Origin of the sequence: Paraglaciecola hydrolytica (assembly GCF_001565895.1) — a bacterium.
Classification (GTDB): domain Bacteria; phylum Pseudomonadota; class Gammaproteobacteria; order Enterobacterales; family Alteromonadaceae; genus Paraglaciecola; species Paraglaciecola hydrolytica.
On record NZ_LSNE01000002.1, the window covers coordinates 1 to 16,662 of the forward strand.

Annotated in this window: 17 protein-coding genes; 1 reads left to right on the plus strand and 16 read right to left on the minus strand. The window is 43.5% G+C overall.

The window, feature by feature from the left end; translation table 11 throughout:
• Window positions 1-255: 255 nt before the first annotated feature.
• From AX660_RS00845 to leuS, 16 genes are all read right to left on the minus strand, one after another.
• On the minus strand, window positions 256-543 hold the full coding sequence (locus tag AX660_RS00845; protein WP_068371141.1) for a hypothetical protein: 288 nt from the start codon (window positions 541-543) through the stop codon (window positions 256-258).
• 66 nt (window positions 544-609) lie between these two features.
• Window positions 610-1,452, minus strand: a complete 843-nt coding sequence (locus tag AX660_RS00850) for a peptidylprolyl isomerase (RefSeq protein WP_068371144.1) — start codon at window positions 1,450-1,452, stop codon at window positions 610-612.
• 87 nt (window positions 1,453-1,539) lie between these two features.
• The gene (lipA, locus tag AX660_RS00855) at window positions 1,540-2,514 is read right to left on the minus strand and encodes a lipoyl synthase (protein ID WP_068371147.1); all 975 of its coding nucleotides are present in this window, start codon (window positions 2,512-2,514) and stop codon (window positions 1,540-1,542) included.
• Window positions 2,507-3,178: a lipoyl(octanoyl) transferase LipB gene (gene lipB, locus AX660_RS00860; protein WP_068371150.1), complete on the minus strand. Its 672-nt coding sequence runs from the start codon at window positions 3,176-3,178 to the stop codon at window positions 2,507-2,509. The genes lipA and lipB overlap by 8 nt, the downstream gene beginning before the upstream one ends.
• Before the next feature lie 17 nt (window positions 3,179-3,195).
• Window positions 3,196-3,459 carry a DUF493 family protein YbeD gene (gene ybeD, locus AX660_RS00865; protein WP_068371152.1) on the minus strand — a complete coding sequence of 88 codons (264 nt, stop codon included), beginning with the start codon at window positions 3,457-3,459 and terminating at the stop codon, window positions 3,196-3,198.
• Window positions 3,460-3,483: 24 nt separating this feature from the next.
• Complete coding sequence (locus AX660_RS00870; protein ID WP_068371155.1) at window positions 3,484-4,653, minus strand: serine hydrolase; 1,170 nt, start codon at window positions 4,651-4,653, stop codon at window positions 3,484-3,486.
• 211 nt (window positions 4,654-4,864) lie between these two features.
• Window positions 4,865-5,728 carry a septal ring lytic transglycosylase RlpA family protein gene (locus tag AX660_RS00875; protein WP_082768682.1) on the minus strand — a complete coding sequence of 288 codons (864 nt, stop codon included), beginning with the start codon at window positions 5,726-5,728 and terminating at the stop codon, window positions 4,865-4,867.
• A complete protein-coding gene (gene mltB, locus AX660_RS00880; protein WP_068371999.1) occupies window positions 5,700-6,716 on the minus strand; it encodes a lytic murein transglycosylase B in 1,017 nt (338 codons plus the stop codon). The genes AX660_RS00875 and mltB overlap by 29 nt, the downstream gene beginning before the upstream one ends.
• A gap of 77 nt (window positions 6,717-6,793) precedes the next feature.
• A complete protein-coding gene (gene rodA, locus AX660_RS00885) occupies window positions 6,794-7,909 on the minus strand; it encodes a rod shape-determining protein RodA (RefSeq protein WP_068371158.1) in 1,116 nt (371 codons plus the stop codon).
• Window positions 7,910-7,929: 20 nt separating this feature from the next.
• Window positions 7,930-9,864 carry a penicillin-binding protein 2 gene (gene mrdA, locus AX660_RS00890; protein WP_068371161.1) on the minus strand — a complete coding sequence of 645 codons (1,935 nt, stop codon included), beginning with the start codon at window positions 9,862-9,864 and terminating at the stop codon, window positions 7,930-7,932.
• Window positions 9,865-9,866: 2 nt separating this feature from the next.
• Entirely contained in the window at window positions 9,867-10,337 is a 471-nt protein-coding gene (rlmH, locus tag AX660_RS00895) for a 23S rRNA (pseudouridine(1915)-N(3))-methyltransferase RlmH (RefSeq protein WP_068371164.1), read from the minus strand.
• Window positions 10,338-10,388: 51 nt separating this feature from the next.
• On the minus strand, window positions 10,389-10,706 hold the full coding sequence (gene rsfS / locus AX660_RS00900) for a ribosome silencing factor (protein ID WP_068371167.1): 318 nt from the start codon (window positions 10,704-10,706) through the stop codon (window positions 10,389-10,391).
• 38 nt (window positions 10,707-10,744) lie between these two features.
• Window positions 10,745-11,410 (minus strand): nicotinate-nucleotide adenylyltransferase, encoded by a 666-nt coding sequence (gene nadD / locus AX660_RS00905; RefSeq protein ID WP_068371170.1) that lies wholly within the window; start codon window positions 11,408-11,410, stop codon window positions 10,745-10,747.
• Window positions 11,410-12,447, minus strand: coding sequence for a DNA polymerase III subunit delta (gene holA, locus AX660_RS00910; RefSeq protein WP_068371173.1), 1,038 nt, complete (start codon window positions 12,445-12,447; stop codon window positions 11,410-11,412). Before holA ends, nadD begins: the two co-directional genes overlap by 1 nt.
• Entirely contained in the window at window positions 12,447-12,932 is a 486-nt protein-coding gene (locus AX660_RS00915; protein ID WP_327082836.1) for an LPS-assembly lipoprotein LptE, read from the minus strand. The genes holA and AX660_RS00915 overlap by 1 nt, the downstream gene beginning before the upstream one ends.
• Window positions 12,933-12,988: 56 nt before the next feature.
• Window positions 12,989-15,589 carry a leucine--tRNA ligase gene (gene leuS / locus AX660_RS00920; RefSeq protein WP_068371176.1) on the minus strand — a complete coding sequence of 867 codons (2,601 nt, stop codon included), beginning with the start codon at window positions 15,587-15,589 and terminating at the stop codon, window positions 12,989-12,991.
• Between the two features lie 321 nt (window positions 15,590-15,910).
• On the opposite strand from leuS, the gene AX660_RS22940 reads away from it, so the two are divergent.
• Window positions 15,911-16,662 (plus strand): Lon-like protease helical domain-containing protein (locus AX660_RS22940; protein WP_157884298.1); only part of this gene is annotated, 752 nt, incomplete at its 3' end.

Here is a 16,662-nt window from a genome sequence, read left to right on the forward strand (position 1 = left end):
GTTTCCTCCCTCGGATATTATCCGCTAGCTGTCCCAGCCTAGCAGGGCGAAGGCAGTTTAGTGTGGCCGACAGCTAACTGATAATCTAAACAATAGCTGACTGATATTCAAGTTATCAGATAATTCTAAAACTATCTTTTTTTCGTCCAGCCCAGGCCGATGTGTTGACCATGCTTCCCTCAATTCTCACTTAGCAGCCATTCACTTTATCTACACTGCGAGCGCAGCTCAGTGTGGCTGATATGTTTTGGCTTGTTATTTAGCCAACACCAGTACTGGCTCTTTAAGCACCACGGTTTTTGCTTCTGCGCGGTCAATAATTTTGAGTAGGGTAGTTTGTATCGTTTCATCAAGGCGGATATCAGTCGTGGTGGTAAAGGATTCTGCAAAGCTTTGGGCGCCTTGTTCGGGGGTAAAGCTGATCTCTACTTTTGTTGCTAAAGACGTGTTTGCACCAAAATACTGGATTTGAATCAGTGGATAACCATGATCGCCACGTTTGTGCAGTTTTGTAAGGCGTTTTTGCGCTTTGTCCAAGTTCATTTTGAGTATTTATCCTAGATAGATATTAAGTGCATAGTGCAGGCTAATTTGTTTTAACACTAGGTTTTATTGGCTAAGCAAACGAGATTTTAACTGGTAATAACATACATCTAAATTGCCATTACCTTTGAAGTGAAAAAACTCACTATCTAGAGTGCGCGCGCTGGCTAAACGTTGGCTGACAGCCTCAGATTTTTCATTCTGTACCTGAACATTAAGACGAGCATTGGCTGGTACATCACTGGCTAATTTGATCCATTTTATTTTACTGCGTTTGCTGGGCTCGTCGATTACTCCACTGGCATTATTGATATCGGCCCGTTGCAAGGCTTGGATCGCAGGCATGCCGTAAATGACTCGTCCAAAGGAGCTCATATTACGATCTAAATGGCGGGTGGCTTGGCCGATGACAATGTAAAAATCGCTGCTAGCTGAATTAGCTTCGTTACTTCTGGCCATCGCTAAAGTGCCTGGACAGTGAAGTAGCCACTCTTGTTTGCTGGCAGGATCACGTCCGGCAGCAAAACCAGCTAGAAACCCAGTTTCAGGCGCCATGAAATCAGGCTTTTGTACGGGCAGAAAACTTGTGTTTTGTGGAGCAGGGCGGCTAAATTCGGCTTTTAATGTGTGGTTATGTTGGCTGGTTTTTTGTTCACTGACATCTCCTCCTTGAGCGACAAAACCATCAATTACTCGATAAAAATCCAAGTCATCATAGAAGCCCTCTTTGACTAGTGCTTTAAACTGTTCAACGTGTTTAGGTGCCATAAAAGGTGCGAGCTCGATAATCACAGTGCCGCTATCAAGTTGCATGTAGATGAGATTGTCATTTTCAGGTGTGCGCCATTCATCGATGGCTAATACCACAGGGCTAAGCAAGAGAAACAAAACGGAGAGCAAGGTTTTCATAAAAGGCCTGAATAATGTTTTAGTTATTCAAACAAAAAACTCGCCTTAGGGCGAGTTTTGTTTTTTATTTTTATCGAAGCTCGAAGCTTATTTCACTTCTTCACCAGCGGCTTGTTTATCTGCATGGTAGCTAGAGCGCACCATAGGGCCACAGGCAGCATGACTAAAGCCGATTTCTTTGGCGATGACACCCAACTCGTCAAACTCGTCAGGATGTACGTAACGTTTGAGTGGGTAGTGGTGTTTGCTGGGTTGTAAATACTGGCCCAGCGTTAACATCTCTACATTGTGGGCGCGTAAGTCCTTGAGCACTTCGGCGATTTCGTGTTTGTCTTCACCCATGCCCATCATCAAACCTGACTTAGTGGGGATCTCAGGATGTTGGGCTTTGAATTTTTTCAACAAGTCTAATGACCATTGATAGTTAGCTCCGGGGCGACATTCTAAATACAAGCGAGGGATGGTTTCCAAATTGTGATTAAATACATCAGGCACACCGTTTTTAAATATTTCAAGTGCTCTGTCCATACGACCACGAAAATCCGGTACTAAAACTTCAATTTTGGTGCTTGGGCTGTGTTCACGAATGGCATTAATACAATCAACAAAATGCTGGGCGCCACCGTCACGCAAATCATCACGGTCAACCGAGGTAATAACCACATATTTCAGGTGCATTTCAGCGATGGTTTTGGCCAGTTTAATTGGCTCTTCAGCACTAGGCGGTAACGGTTTACCATGGGCTACATCACAAAAAGGGCAACGACGAGTACAGATATCACCCAAAATCATAAAGGTGGCGGTACCGTGGTTAAAACACTCTGCCAAGTTAGGGCAACTGGCTTCTTCACAAACCGAATGCAGATTATTTTTGCGCAAGGTCTTCTTGATATGATCAATGTTACTGGTATCGCTGGGTAATTTAATTTTTATCCAGTTAGGTTTGCGCAACATTTCGGCTTTTTCAGTGGGCAAAATGGTGATGGGGATATGTTTAACCTTTTCATCATCGCGTAACTTTACACCCGCTTGTACGCGCCCTTGGATCTGAACGTTACTCATCAAAACCTTCTCTGTATTCAATTAATGTGGGTGAATCTGGCCTATTTAGGCCAAGTAATTCACATAGAGATTCAACAATCAGTTTACCTGCATCAGCTAAGTTGGCTGGCCCGTGCAATTGTGCGCAATTTATCATTTCTAAGCCAGCGTAACCACAAGGATTAATCCTTAAAAATGGGCTTAATTCCATATTAACGTTTAAGGCTAGGCCATGAAAGGAACAGCCTTTGCGGATCCTAAGGCCAATAGAGCAGATTTTTTTACCATCCACATATACTCCCGGCGCATCGGCTTTGGGATAAGCATCAATATTATAAGTTTGTAAGCTATTCACTACACATTTTTCTAATGCGGTGACTAAATCACGTACGCCCAGTTTGTTGCGTTTAAGGTTGAGCAATACATACAACATTTGCTGACCTGGCCCGTGATAGGTAACCTGGCCACCTCTGTCCACTTTTACTACTGGAATATCGCCGGGCGCTAATAAGTGCTCTTCTTTGCCCGCTTGACCTTGGGTAAACACTGGCTCATGTTCGACCAGCCATAGTTCATCGCTGGTGTTTTCGCCCCGAGTATCGGTGAAATCTTGCATGGCTTGCCAGATAGGAAAATAGGGCTGACGGCCCAATTGCCTGACAATTAAATGAGTATGTGCTGTCATAAAGCCCTAATTGCTAACTAAAGTACAACACGCACTAGTTCAAGGGCGGCAAGCTCTTTATAAAGGATTTCCATGTGATCTTTACTGGTCACTGTCACACTGAGTGATACTGAGTGATAGTTACCTTTAGGGCTGGGTTTGATTTTTGGTATGTAGTCGCCTGGTGCATGAATTTGCAAGCAGGCAATCACATCATCAGGTAGGCGCTCATGCGCCACACCCATAATTTTAAAGGTTTGCTGACAAGGAAAGTCGAGCAATTTATCAAAGTTAGTTTCCATAACACTCTCAATTAAGATAGAGAATTAACTGTCGAAGCCGAGTTTGAGTTTTACGTAATCAACCATACGATCAAAAAATCCACCCTCGTTGACTTCTTGCAAAGTCACCAATGGGTACTCAGCAACATCTTCACCATCTATTTGTAAATACAGTTTACCGACCACTTCGCCTTTGGCGAGAGGGGCTTGCAGTTTTTTATCCAGCTTAAAATTAGCTTCTAATTTTTTTGCTTGTCCACGTGGGATGGTAATGGGGGTATCTTGTAAAATACCAAGATCGACGTTGTCTTTATCGCCCATAAATATACGTTGGGTGGCGAAACTGGCACCGGCTTTATAAGGGGTAATAGTTTCGAAGAAACGGAAGCCATATTTGAGCAACTTTTTGTTTTCTTCTTTACGCGCTCTTTCACTCTCAGTACCCATGACCACCGAAATTAAACGCATATCATCCTGAGTAGCAGAGGTCACTAAACTATAGCCTGCATCAGAGGTATGGCCGGTTTTAATTCCGTCAACATTCAGGCTTTTATCCCATAACAAGCCATTACGGTTGTATTGTTTAATATTGCTAAAGGTAAAATCTTTTTCACTGTAGATAGCGTATTCTTTGGGCACATCTCTAATCAAGGCTTTGGCCAAAATGGCCATATCACGAGGGGTAGTATAGTGATCAGCATCATGTAAACCATGGCTGTTAACAAAATGAGTAGAGGACATACCTAGACGTTCGGCATGCATATTCATCATATTGGCAAAGGCATCTTCGCTACCGGCGATGTGCTCGGCCATGGCCACACAAGCATCGTTACCTGATTGCACAATAATACCGCGGTTAAGATCGGCAACCGAAACTTGTTTGCCCACTTCGATAAACATCACTGAAGAGTCTGGAAAGTTTTTAGCCCAAGCATTTTCTGAAATAGTGACTAAATCAGTTTCTTTAATATTGCCGTTAGCAATTTCACGACCAATGACATAGCTGGTCATCATTTTGGTTAAACTGGCTGGTGGTAGTAAAATGTCGGCGTTTTCTTCAGCAATGACTTTACCTGTTTGATAATCCATCAGGATGAAACCTTTGGCGGCAACACCGGGTGCAGGTGGGATCACCACGGCAGCTAGAGTTGCTGAACTAACAAGGAGTGCAAGGCTGCTAAAAAGTGCAGCACAAAAAGAATGGAGTTTTTGCATTAATCAACCGTTTTTGTGATTTGAGTTAGGAGAATGTGCGATAGTTTATAAAACCACCAGCACCATAAATTCGGCGGCTAATATAGCACTTTCTAGCTTAAAATACTGTTCCGTAAACAATAAATTCAGCACTTTTATCGTTACTACTTAATCGCCGAACTAGTTGTTACGACCTGTATGCACTTAAAAGGTTCGCTGTTTTTGATCCGACTTAAGGCAGATAAATTTTATAAGCGCTTTGATAACCATTTTCTTTTAGTTCACCGAGCAAACGGCTGGCTGTTTGTTCGTCGCTTAGTGGCCCCAAACGTAAACGATATATTCCATTTTCGTAAGGTGAGTGAAAAGGTACCTGATATAAAGAAGTTAAACCACTGCCTAGCTGTTCGACTTTATTTTTATCCTGTAAGGCCGCAACTTGAATATACAGATTTTTAGGCGGACTGCTGCTCGTGACACTCTCATTTGTGTTGTTTGCTTTGATCGTCGGAGTATTACCAACAGTGACGTGACCTTCTTGATCTATATGGATTACATCAAGTTTCACCTTAGCGGTACCGTGACTTAACATGCCTAATTTTAATGCTGCGGCGTAGGATAAATCGACCAAGCGGTTGGCATGAAAAGGCCCTCGATCATTAATTCGTACCACCACTTGATTACCATTGGCGAGATTGGTTATGCGCGCAAAAGAGGGCAGGGGTAAGGTGGTATGAGCTGCTGACATTGTATACATATCATACACTTCACCGTTAGAGGTTAAGTGGCCATGAAATTTCTGCCCATACCACGAAGCCGTACCTTCGGCACTATAACCTTTGCCCGTTTCAAGAGGGCGATAGTTGATGCCACGCACGGTATAGGGTCGCAAATTCGCGGGTGCGTAAGGTTCATAACCTGGCACCGCATCATGCATTTTTACTTCTTGTGGCAGGACTTTAGGTGGCGAATCATGTTGTTGATGATAACGTCCAGTGGGAGTCTGGGCACAAGCTGAAAGCAAAATAGCAAAGGCTATAACGCTAATATGCCTGAGGTTTTTGACGCTATTGAGAAACGGACGTAACACTAACATGAGCTGAAAATGCCTGTTCTAATTGTTGACTAAATTGGTAGATCACCATGGCGTATAAAGGGCTGTGGTTATAGCGGGTGATAGTATAAAAGTTAGGTAATACTACCCAGTATTCATTTTGTTCAGCTTGCTCTAACTCGAGCAACTTTACTTTAGTGGTGGCAAGTAAAGTCTGCTTAGGCTGGCTTAGACCAGTTAACTTAACGCCTGCTTGCTGCAAGGTTTGCCAGGTATTATTTAAGCGAAGTTGTTTATTGATATATTGTTGGTATTGTTTGCCACTGACACTGACCGGAAAAGCCACATCTTGCCCCGGTTGCCAGCCATGACGTTTGAAATAATTGGCCACACTACCAATGGCATCCACCGGATTATTGAGCAGGTCGCGGACTCCATCACCGTCAAAATCTACCGCATAAGCGCGATAACTGGAGGGGATAAATTGGCCCCAACCCATAGCACCCGCATAGGAGCCTCGTAGGGTTTGAATGTCAAAGTTTTCTTCTCTGGCCAGCAACAATAAATGTTCAAGCTCACTGCGAAAAAACGTCGCGCGAGGTGGATAATAAAAACCTAAAGTTGTCAGTGCGTCAAATACCGAATATTTGCCGGTATAACTGCCGTAGAAGGTTTCTACTCCAATGATGGCGACAATTACCGAAGGTGGCACGCCGTATTGTTGCTGTGCCTTAGCTAACTCAGTTTGATATTTTTGCCAAAATTCAAGGCCCTTAGTAAGACGCTTTTCAGTTAGAAAAATAGGGTGGTACTGATGCCAGGGCTTCGCTTCCCAAGGTTTGGCGATAGATTGCAGAATGTCGTTATTTTTAGTGCCCTGAGCAAATAGTTGCTGTAAGTCAGTGGCAGAAAATTGATGTTTTTCAACCATCATCTTAATAAACTGTTGCTGTTCTGCCAATGGTTCTGCATTGAGCTGATTTGTACTTAAAAAAATGGCGATACACCATAAAACAACACGAAAATACATGGTTTCTCCGATCAACAGCACAAAAAATGCCTGCTAAAACTCTTATTATTAATAGTAGTAACTAACACTGCTTTACGTTAACGGGACAGCAAACGTTTTTGTGTACCTATCGCCATTAGTATTCCAAATCCCGCTAACAAAGTCACCATGGACGTACCGCCATAACTGACTAAAGGCAAGGGCACACCCACTACCGGCAAGATGCCCGAAACCATGCCCATATTGACAAAGACATAGACAAAAAACGTCAGGGTTATACTGCCAGCCAGGATCTTACTGAAAGCATCTTGGGCGTTAACCGCGATCATCATGCCGCGTGCCACGATAAAGGCGTAAATACACAACAAACCAACAACACCCCAAAAACCAAATTCTTCGCTAAAAACCGCAAAAATAAAGTCGGTGTGGCGCTCGGGCAAAAATTCTAGCTGTGACTGAGTACCGTGCATCCAGCCTTTACCATGTAAACCACCAGAACCAATGGCAATCTGTGACTGAATGATATGATAACCCGAACCTAGCGGATCGGTTTCAGGATTTAGGAAGGTTAATACCCTTTGTTTTTGGTAATCCTGCATCAAAAACATCCACATAATCGGGGTGAAAGCCGAAATGCATATACCCACCATAGTGATGAAACGCCAACTCATGCCTGCTAGAAACAAGGCAAAGATGCCAGAACTAGCTATTAATAATGCTGTGCCCAAGTCTGGTTGTTTAGCAATTAATAGGGTAGGAATACCCATTAATATCAAACCGCCTAAGATATGGCTGATTTTGGGAGGTAAATTAAAACGACTGATATACCAGGCAATCATCATGGGTACGGCGAGTTTCATAATTTCAGAAGGTTGAAAACGAAAAAAACCAAGATCAAGCCAGCGCTGAGCACCTTTACCTATAACGCCTACAGCCAAAACGCCAACTAACATGAGTACGCCGGCAATATAAAAATACAGGGAAACTTTTTGATAGGTCATCGGTGGAACTTGAGCCAGCATCAGCATAACAACGAGTGCCAGACCTAAACGTGTGAGTTGACGCTGGATTAAGTCCATATCTTGACCGCCAGCGGAATAAATCGTTACCAGCCCGACTGCCATTAAGACAAACAAACCAAATAACAGCGGCCCATCACAATGTATACGATGTAAAAAACTGGAGTTATTGCTGGTAAATTTAATTCTTAACATAATTTAATTCTGAGCAAAGTTTAATCCACCTCTTTAACGCTTGAGAGTTTGTTCTCATGGCTTTTGGCTGACAGAGACTCGATGAGTTGATGTTTAGGGAATACCTGATCTTTAAAATAATAATCCATCATAAGTTTAGCAATCGGGGCCGCTTCTGAGCCACCGTGGCCGGCATTTTCAAGTACCACACTGATGGTTATTTGTGGATTGTCATAGGGGGCGTAACCGACGTACATCGCGTTATCGCGATGTTCTTCACGTACCTTATTGGCATCGTATTTTTCATCTTGTGCAATAGTGACTAATTGCGCCGTACCACTTTTACCTGCTGAGGTATAATGCGCATTTCTAAAGGCCTTTCGCGCTGTTCCGTGGTCACGATTAACAGTGCCATACATGGCATCCATGACGATATCCCAGTTGTATGGGTTTTTTACCGTGATGGGGCGTCGTTCTTTGCCAGGTTCGATAACTAAACGATCATCTTGCATATTGCCACGTATGATTTGTGGGATCACACTTTTACCCCGATTCACGAGGGTAGTAATAGCCTGCGTGAGTTGAATAGGGGTGGTTGTCCAGTAACTTTGACCTATGCCAACGTTAATGGTATCCCCTATATACCATGCACGGTTAAAGGTTGCTCTGACACTGCCACGACTGGGCATAAACCCGTCAGCTTCTTCGTGTAAATCAACACCGGTATAATCACCAAAACCAAATTCACTCATGCTTTCGCTGATGCGGTCAATGCCAAGTTTGTAGGCTAAGTCATAGAAAAAAATATCACAGGACACTTCAATGGATTTAGTTACGTTAACCCAGCCATGTCCCCAAGGAATATGGTCGCGCCAAACGCGTTCGACATTTTTTAAATGATATTTACCGATATCCCAAATTTTACTTTCTGTGGTGATCAGGTTTTCTTCCAGACCTTCGAGCGCGAGCAGCGGTTTAACTGTCGAAGCGGGTGGATATTGGCCTTGAGTTGCGCGATTGATTAAAGGACGGTCTTTAGAGTTAAGTAACAGGTTATAGGCTTTACTACTGATACCATGGACAAATAAGTTTGGATCATAACTCGGGCTACTATACAGAGCCAACACACCACCATCACGCGGATCGATAGCCACTACCGAACCACGTCCTCCAGCAAAGGCTTTTTGGGCTTCTTGCTGAAGTTTTAAATCGATGTTGAGTACAATATCCTGACCTGGGATAGGTGGTCTGAAATCCAGCGTACGGATAATCCGGCCTTTACTGTTAACCTCTACCTCCTGATAACCTACCTGCCCATGCAATAATTCTTCGTGATACTTTTCAATGCCCAGTTTACCTATGTCATAGGTTGCAGCGTAGTTGGCTTCCTGACCGGCTTCGGCTAATTTTTGTAAATCGGTTTTATTAATTTTAGCTACATAACCCAGTACATGGGTCAGGGTTTCGCCATAGGCATAATGACGTGCTAAACGGGCTTCTACTGATACTCCCGGAAACAAATGCTGGCGCGCTGAAAATATTGCTACTTCTTCTGGGCTTAAACGATTGTGCAAGGTAACGGGTTTAAAGCGCCGTTGACGTTTAAGGTCCCGATGAAATTCGGCTATATCATCGTCATCTAAGTTAAACAATTTTTGCAGTTCAAACAGGGTTTGATCGAGGTTGTCGATTTCCTCAGGAATAATTTCTAAGCTGTAAACCGGACGATTTTCGGCTAACAATATGCCATTACGATCATAAATAAGTCCGCGGTTCGGGGCGACGGGCAATACCTTGATGCGGTTACCGTTGGAGCGTGTTTGATAGTCTTCAAAACGAGTGACTTGCAGGTAGTGTAAGTTGGTTAATACCATGGCGATCATCACCACAATCACTAAGATAGCGATCACACTGCGACGCGCAAATAAATTGGCTTCTGCGGTATGATCTCTAATGATAATGCGTGGTGTTGCCAAGGCTATTCTCTGTGATAGGGATGGTTATTATTAATTGACCATGCCCGATATAAACTTTCGGCCACCACTATTCTAACTAGGGGGTGCGGAAGAGTGAGAGTCGAAAGAGACCAGTTTTGTTCCGCAGCTTGGATACATTCTGGCGCTAAACCTTCAGGTCCACCGATTAACAAACTTACATCACGGCCATCCATTTGCCATTTTTGCATTTGTAAGGCTAATTTGGGGGTATCCCAGGTTGAGCCGTTGACTTCTAAAGTGACAATACGATTGCCTTTAGGGATGGCGGCTAAGGTAAGTTCACCTTCTTTTTGTAGGATACGTTTAATATCGGCATTTTTGCCACGTTTACCGGCTGGAATTTCGCTCAAGCTTAGGGGCATATCAGCAGGAAAACGTCTGAGATATTCCTGAAATCCCTGCTCAACCCAAGCTGGCATTTTTTGCCCAACGGCAATTATTTGAATACGCATGGCAACTACACTGCTATTGCTTGTTGGTCAAGATCAAACCAAGCCCTAAGCCTAGCCCCACAGTTTTTCTAACTGGTAAAAGTCACGGGCTTCATCTTGCATTACGTGCACTATAACATCACCTAAATCAACCAGTACCCAATCACCCGTTTCTTTGCCTTCTATGCCCAAGGGCTGATTGCCTGCTAGTTTGGCTTGAACCACGATATTTTCGGCGATAGAAACCACATGACGTTTTGAATTTCCAGAGCAAACTAACATAGTTTCTGTTACTGATGATTTTTCTGCGACATCAAGATCGACTATGTCTCGACCTTTAAGGTCTTCTATTTTTTCGATGACAAATGTTTTTAATTGTTGGTGATCCAAAGATATTCCTTACAAGATGAGTTTAAGTGGCAAGTTTATCAGATATTCACAGATTGCTGATATAACTTATGTTGCTCAATATACTGATTGATAGCACTGGGCAGCACATTGTGCGGGCTTTGACCCTGTGCAAGTTGAGCTCTGATTTGGCTAGATGAAAGATTGATTTCACTGGTATTGGCCAAATAGATACAACCTGCCACGCTAGAGTGTAATTTTTCAGCTTGAGTGACCTGATATTGTTGAAGTAAACGTTGCACAGTAGGCCAGTGCGCAGAGCTTTGATAATGAGCTAGATCACAGGGGCGCTGACACACCACAAAATGGCATAGACCTAATAATTCTTGCCAACGATGCCAACTTGGCAATGAATACAATGAGTCACTACCAATAAAAAAACACAGTGGGGTATCGGGATATTTTTGCCTGAACACCAACAATGTATCGACGCTGTAAGTTACCTTAGCTTGTTCTATTTCAAAAGGCTCGGGATAAAAAATAGGAAATTGTTCACACACTCGTTTTACCATCGCTAAACGATGTTCAGACGAGCTACTTGCTGCGTTTTTATGCCCAGGTAAATAATTGGGCATTAAGGCTATGTTATGAATGCCCGTTTGTTTGGCGGCTTCGAGAACAGGATAAATATGGCCGTTATGAATAGGATCAAAAGTGCCACCAAAAATTCCCAGTGGAGCTTGCATTAATCACTCAACCCGTAATCAAGGGGCATGGCATCGAGCTGAAAAGGGATAAACATCAAGCACAAATGACACAATTCCACATAGGGCCGGTTAATCTGTGATTGTTTAATCGCAAAATCCAGCACACTGAGTTTTTGCTGCAGAGTATGCATGTTGGCTAAGCTCAGGCGTTGCATGGCAGCATTATACAAAGCTTGGCGGCTGCCCCATATGCGATGTTGATTCCAGTTTGGCGTTTGCCCGGCTTGGCGCGCAAATAACAAGGCTTGCAGGGTTTGCCATTCACGGCTTAGGGCCCATAAAATGATGGTCGGCTCAATACCTTCGCTTTCTAGGCGGTAAAGCATTTTGACTGCTTTTTGCGCATCGCCTGCCAGTAATACATCAATTAAATGGAATACGGTAAAACGGCTTTGATCTACAACGGCTTGCTCAACCTGTTCAAGGCTGGGATTGCCAGCTGGGTATAAAAGTGCAAGTTTTTGAATTTCTTGTTTGGCAGCCAGCATATTGCCTTCACAATAATCCACCAATAATTGGCAAATTTGTTTAGATGCCTGCAAGCCGGCCAACTGCATTTGTTGACTCAGCCACTGCTCTAATTGATTGCCTTCCAGAGGATAACAAGGCACATACACACCGAGTTTATCGAGGGCTTTAAACCATTTACTGGATTGCACATCTTTGCCAATTTTGGCGCCGTGCAGCACTATTAGCACATCAGGATTAGCTTGACTGGCTAACATGTTTAATATTTTACTGCCTTCAGTACCAGGTTTGCCGGTGGGCAATTCAAGTTCAATTAGTTGACGGGCAGAAAACAACGACATAGTTTGTGTGGCTTCAACTAAGGTATCCCAGTTGAATTGGGTATCCGCTGTCAGAGATTGTCTTTCATCAAAACCCTGTTTTAGTGCAACATCACGGATGGTTTGAATAGCCTCAAGTTTTTGCTGGGGTTCATCACCAAAAATCAAATAAAACGCGGCTAGCTTTTGTTCAACTGCGGCTTTTAAACGATTGGGATAAACTTGCATTACTGAACAGGCACAGTAGCTAAATTGGCATAATAGCTAGAAATCTGACGGATAATGCGATCTGCGGCTTGCTGGCGCATTTCACTTACTACCAGATCTAATTCACGTGATTTTGCCAATACCGCATCGGGATCATCCTGGTATTCGCGAGTAACGGTAAATGTCACGCTCTGACTGGCATGTCCGGCAAATTGCATGAGGTATTTAACCGTATAAACCAATTCATATTCAGCTACTTGACCTGTCGAAAACAGCGACAATAAACGCCGGTCTAATTCATCCGGCAGCAAAATAATACTTAAATCTGCCGGTGTATCAGTGATGTTTTTGTCGAGCATGTTCAGCTTGTAGTGCTTAAGACGTTTTTCGAGGGTGCGTTTTAGTGCGGCATCATGCCCACTATTACTGAGTTGTAGGTTTTGAATGCTAGCTGGCAAGCTAAAATCACCACGTAAACTAAATCCACAGGCGCTTAAAACAAACACGAGACTGCCAACTATCATGCATTTTATGATTTGCTTAAGCACCTTACTGTTCATCTTTAATTTGCCACGATATTCAGTAATTTACCTGGTACGTAGATTACTTTACGTAAGCTAAGGCCTTCTACATAGGGTTTAACATTGTGCTCTTCTAGCGCAAGGGCTTGGACTTGCTCTTGAGTGGCATCCGCGGCCACTGTGACTTTAGCGCGCACTTTGCCGTTAACCTGCACTACTACCAGTTTTTCATCTTCAACTAAAGCGCTGGTATCGACTACAGGCCAAGGCGCTGTTTCAATGGCTTGGGTAAAGCCCAAATCTTTGTACAACACATGGCAAATATGCGGAGCGATAGGCGCTAACATCAATACAATGGCTTCTATGCCTTCACGCACTAAGGCACGGTCTTGTGCTTCTACCTGCGGGGCTTTATGTAAATGGTTAAGTAGCTCCATTACCGCCGCTACCGCAGTATTAAAGGTTTGACGACGGCCTACATCATCAGTGACTTTTTCAATGGTTTTATGCACTAAACGACGCAGATTTTTTTGCTCGCCAGTTAACAAACTTAGATTTAAAGGCTCTACTGCACCGGCTTCAAGATGTTCTTGTGTTAGATTCCACAGACGTTTCACAAAACGGTGGGCGCCATCGACACCTGAATCTATCCACTCCAAAGTTTGCTCTGGTGGCGCAGCAAACATGGTAAAGACACGAATAGTATCGGCACCATAAACATCGATTACTTGCTGAGGGTCGATGCCGTTGTTTTTCGACTTAGACATTTTAGTCATGCCGCCGTGTTTAACTTCTAAACCATCGGCAGTCAACACTGAGCGAATAATCCGGCCCTTGTCGTCTTTTTCGCTAGTGACATCAATAGGTGCATACCAGGTTTGTTTGCCACTGGCGTCTTCACGGTAAAACGAATCGGCAAGTACCATGCCTTGACATAATAAACGTTTAAAGGGTTCAGATGATTCAACCAAACCTTCATCACGTAGTAACTTATGGAAAAAACGTGAATACAATAAATGTAAAATAGCGTGTTCGATACCACCCACGTATTGATCAACTGGTAACCAATAATTGGCTTGTTTGGGATCGAGCATAGCATCAGTGTTTTGCGCACAAGCATAACGAGCGTAATACCAAGATGATTCCATAAAGGTATCGAAGGTATCGGTTTCACGCAGGGCAGGTTGGCCTTGGTATGTGGTTTTTGCCCATTCTGGGTCGGCTTTGATCGGCGAAATTACGCCATTCATGGTGACATCTTCGGGCAAAATTACTGGTAATTGCTCGGCAGGTACAGGCACTGCTTCACCGTTTTCAAGATTTAACATCGGGATGGGTGAACCCCAATAACGCTGACGAGAAACACCCCAGTCGCGTAAACGATAGTTAACCTTTTTTTGCCCTTTGCCCAAACTGACTAATTTAGCGGCGATTTGTTCAAAAGCCTCGGCAGAGGTTAATCCGTTGTATTCGTTCGAGTTAACCAATAAACCTTTTTCGGTATAAGCACTGGCACTTAAATCGACGGTTACATCCGCATCAGTAGGGGCAATGACTTGTGTGATCGCTAAGTTATATTTTGTTGCAAACTCCCAATCACGTTGATCATGGCCAGGTACCGCCATTACCGCGCCAGAGCCATAGCCCATTAAGACAAAGTTAGCCACCCATACTGGGATTTGCTCGCCGGTTAAAGGATGAATCGCAAAATATCCAGTAGCGCAGCCCTTTTTCTCCATCGTTGCCATTTCTGCTTCGGCCACTTTGGTATTTTTACACTCGTCGATAAATTGGGCTAGTTGTGCATTGCTTTTAGCGGCTTCAAGAGAGATGGGATGTTGGGCGGCAACCGCCACATAACTCACACCATATAAAGTATCGGGGCGAGTGGTATAAACATCAAAAGAGTCTGCTCCGGCAACTTGCTGAGCTAAGTCGAAAGTGATTTCGACACCTTCAGAACGGCCAATCCAGTTTTTCTGCATGGTTCTGACTTGATCAGGCCATTCATCCAATTGCTCTAAGTCGTTAACTAACTCTTCGGCATAATCGGTAATTTTAACAAACCACTGGGGGATTTCTTTTTGTTCTACTAAAGCACCAGAGCGCCAACCGCGGCCATCAATAACCTGCTCGTTTGCTAATACGGTATGATCAACAGGATCCCAGTTAACCGTGGCATTCTTTTTATAAACCAAGCCCTTTTCAAACAGGCGGGTAAAAAACCACTGTTCCCAACGATAGTATTCAGGTTTACAGGTCGCAATTTCTCTGTCCCAATCGTAACCAAAACCCAGCGATTTAAGTTGGGTTTTCATATAGTCGATATTGGCGTAGGTCCATTTAGCGGGCGCTGTATTGTTATTTACTGCCGCGTTTTCAGCCGGTAAACCAAAGGCATCCCACCCCATAGGTTGCAAGACATTTTTGCCCTGCATACGCTGAAAACGACTGATCACATCGCCTATGGTGTAGTTACGTACATGGCCCATGTGCAAACGGCCACTTGGATAAGGAAACATTGATAAACAGTAAAACTTCTCTTTCTCTGGCTGTTCAACTGCTTTAAACGTGTTATTGCTTTCCCAGAAAGCTTGTACCTCATTTTCAATTTGTTGAGGTTGATATAGTTTTTGTGCCATTTAAAAAAGACTTCCGCGGCGATAATAATAAGGAAAAGATAGCCTGCAAGAATACCTTAGCGTAGCTATCAGAAACAATAGTAGAGGCCGGATTAAAAGCGCTTAATCCTAAGTTTTTGCCCCTTTAGTTGTGAATATGCCAAGGCTGTTTAAAAAACATACACACGGCTGGGGCTAAAGAGGGGTTAATAAGCTAATGCTGAAAATAATAACAAAGGAATGTCTGTTTCAAGATAAATTCCCGTTACAATGACTGCTTTGTGTTTGACAGCCTCTTAAATCCGCGTTTCACTACGCCAAACTATGTAGTTTATGGACACTATGCTAAGCCAATATGCTTTAACCTTGCCGCAGTTGACGGCTAAACCCAGTCGCCGTTTGATCAATCAAGCGCTCAAAGACAGCAGTGCTTTAAATTCCACTTTTATCGGCCAAAGTCGTGCACGTGATGCACTGGCCTTTGGTTTGGATATTGATGCGCGCGGTTATAATTTGTATGTGATGGGGGAGCAAGCCACTGGTCGTTTTACCTTAGTGCATGAGTATATCAATAAATATGTCAGCACCACTGCCACGCCAGATGACTGGTGTTATATCAATAATTTTGAAGACGAACGTGAGCCTTATGCACTGCGTTTAGTGGCTGGCGAAAGCAAACGTTTATATAAAGAGTTAAATACCTTATTGGATGAGTTGCTCGATACCTTTCCCGCGGCATTTGACAACCCAGGTTACCAGCGCAAAAAAGCCGCTATTGCTCGTGAATTTGAACAAGGTTACGACAAAGCCATTGATGAAGTCGAAAAACTTGCTTTGCGTAAAAGTGTGGCTTTATTTGAAGAAGGTGGGGTGATTACCTTTTCGCCCATAGTGGACGGTAAGTCACTAACTGACGCGGATTTTGCCGAGTTGAGTGAAGAAAAACGCACGCAATATTATCAACTGATTGATGAGCTTGAAGACAGTTTAAGTGAAGCCTTGATTGAGTTGCCCAAATGGAAAAGGGCCTCTTCAGAAAAACTACGTGCCTTAAAAAATGCGACGGCAGAGCAGGGCATCAAGCCTTTATTAAA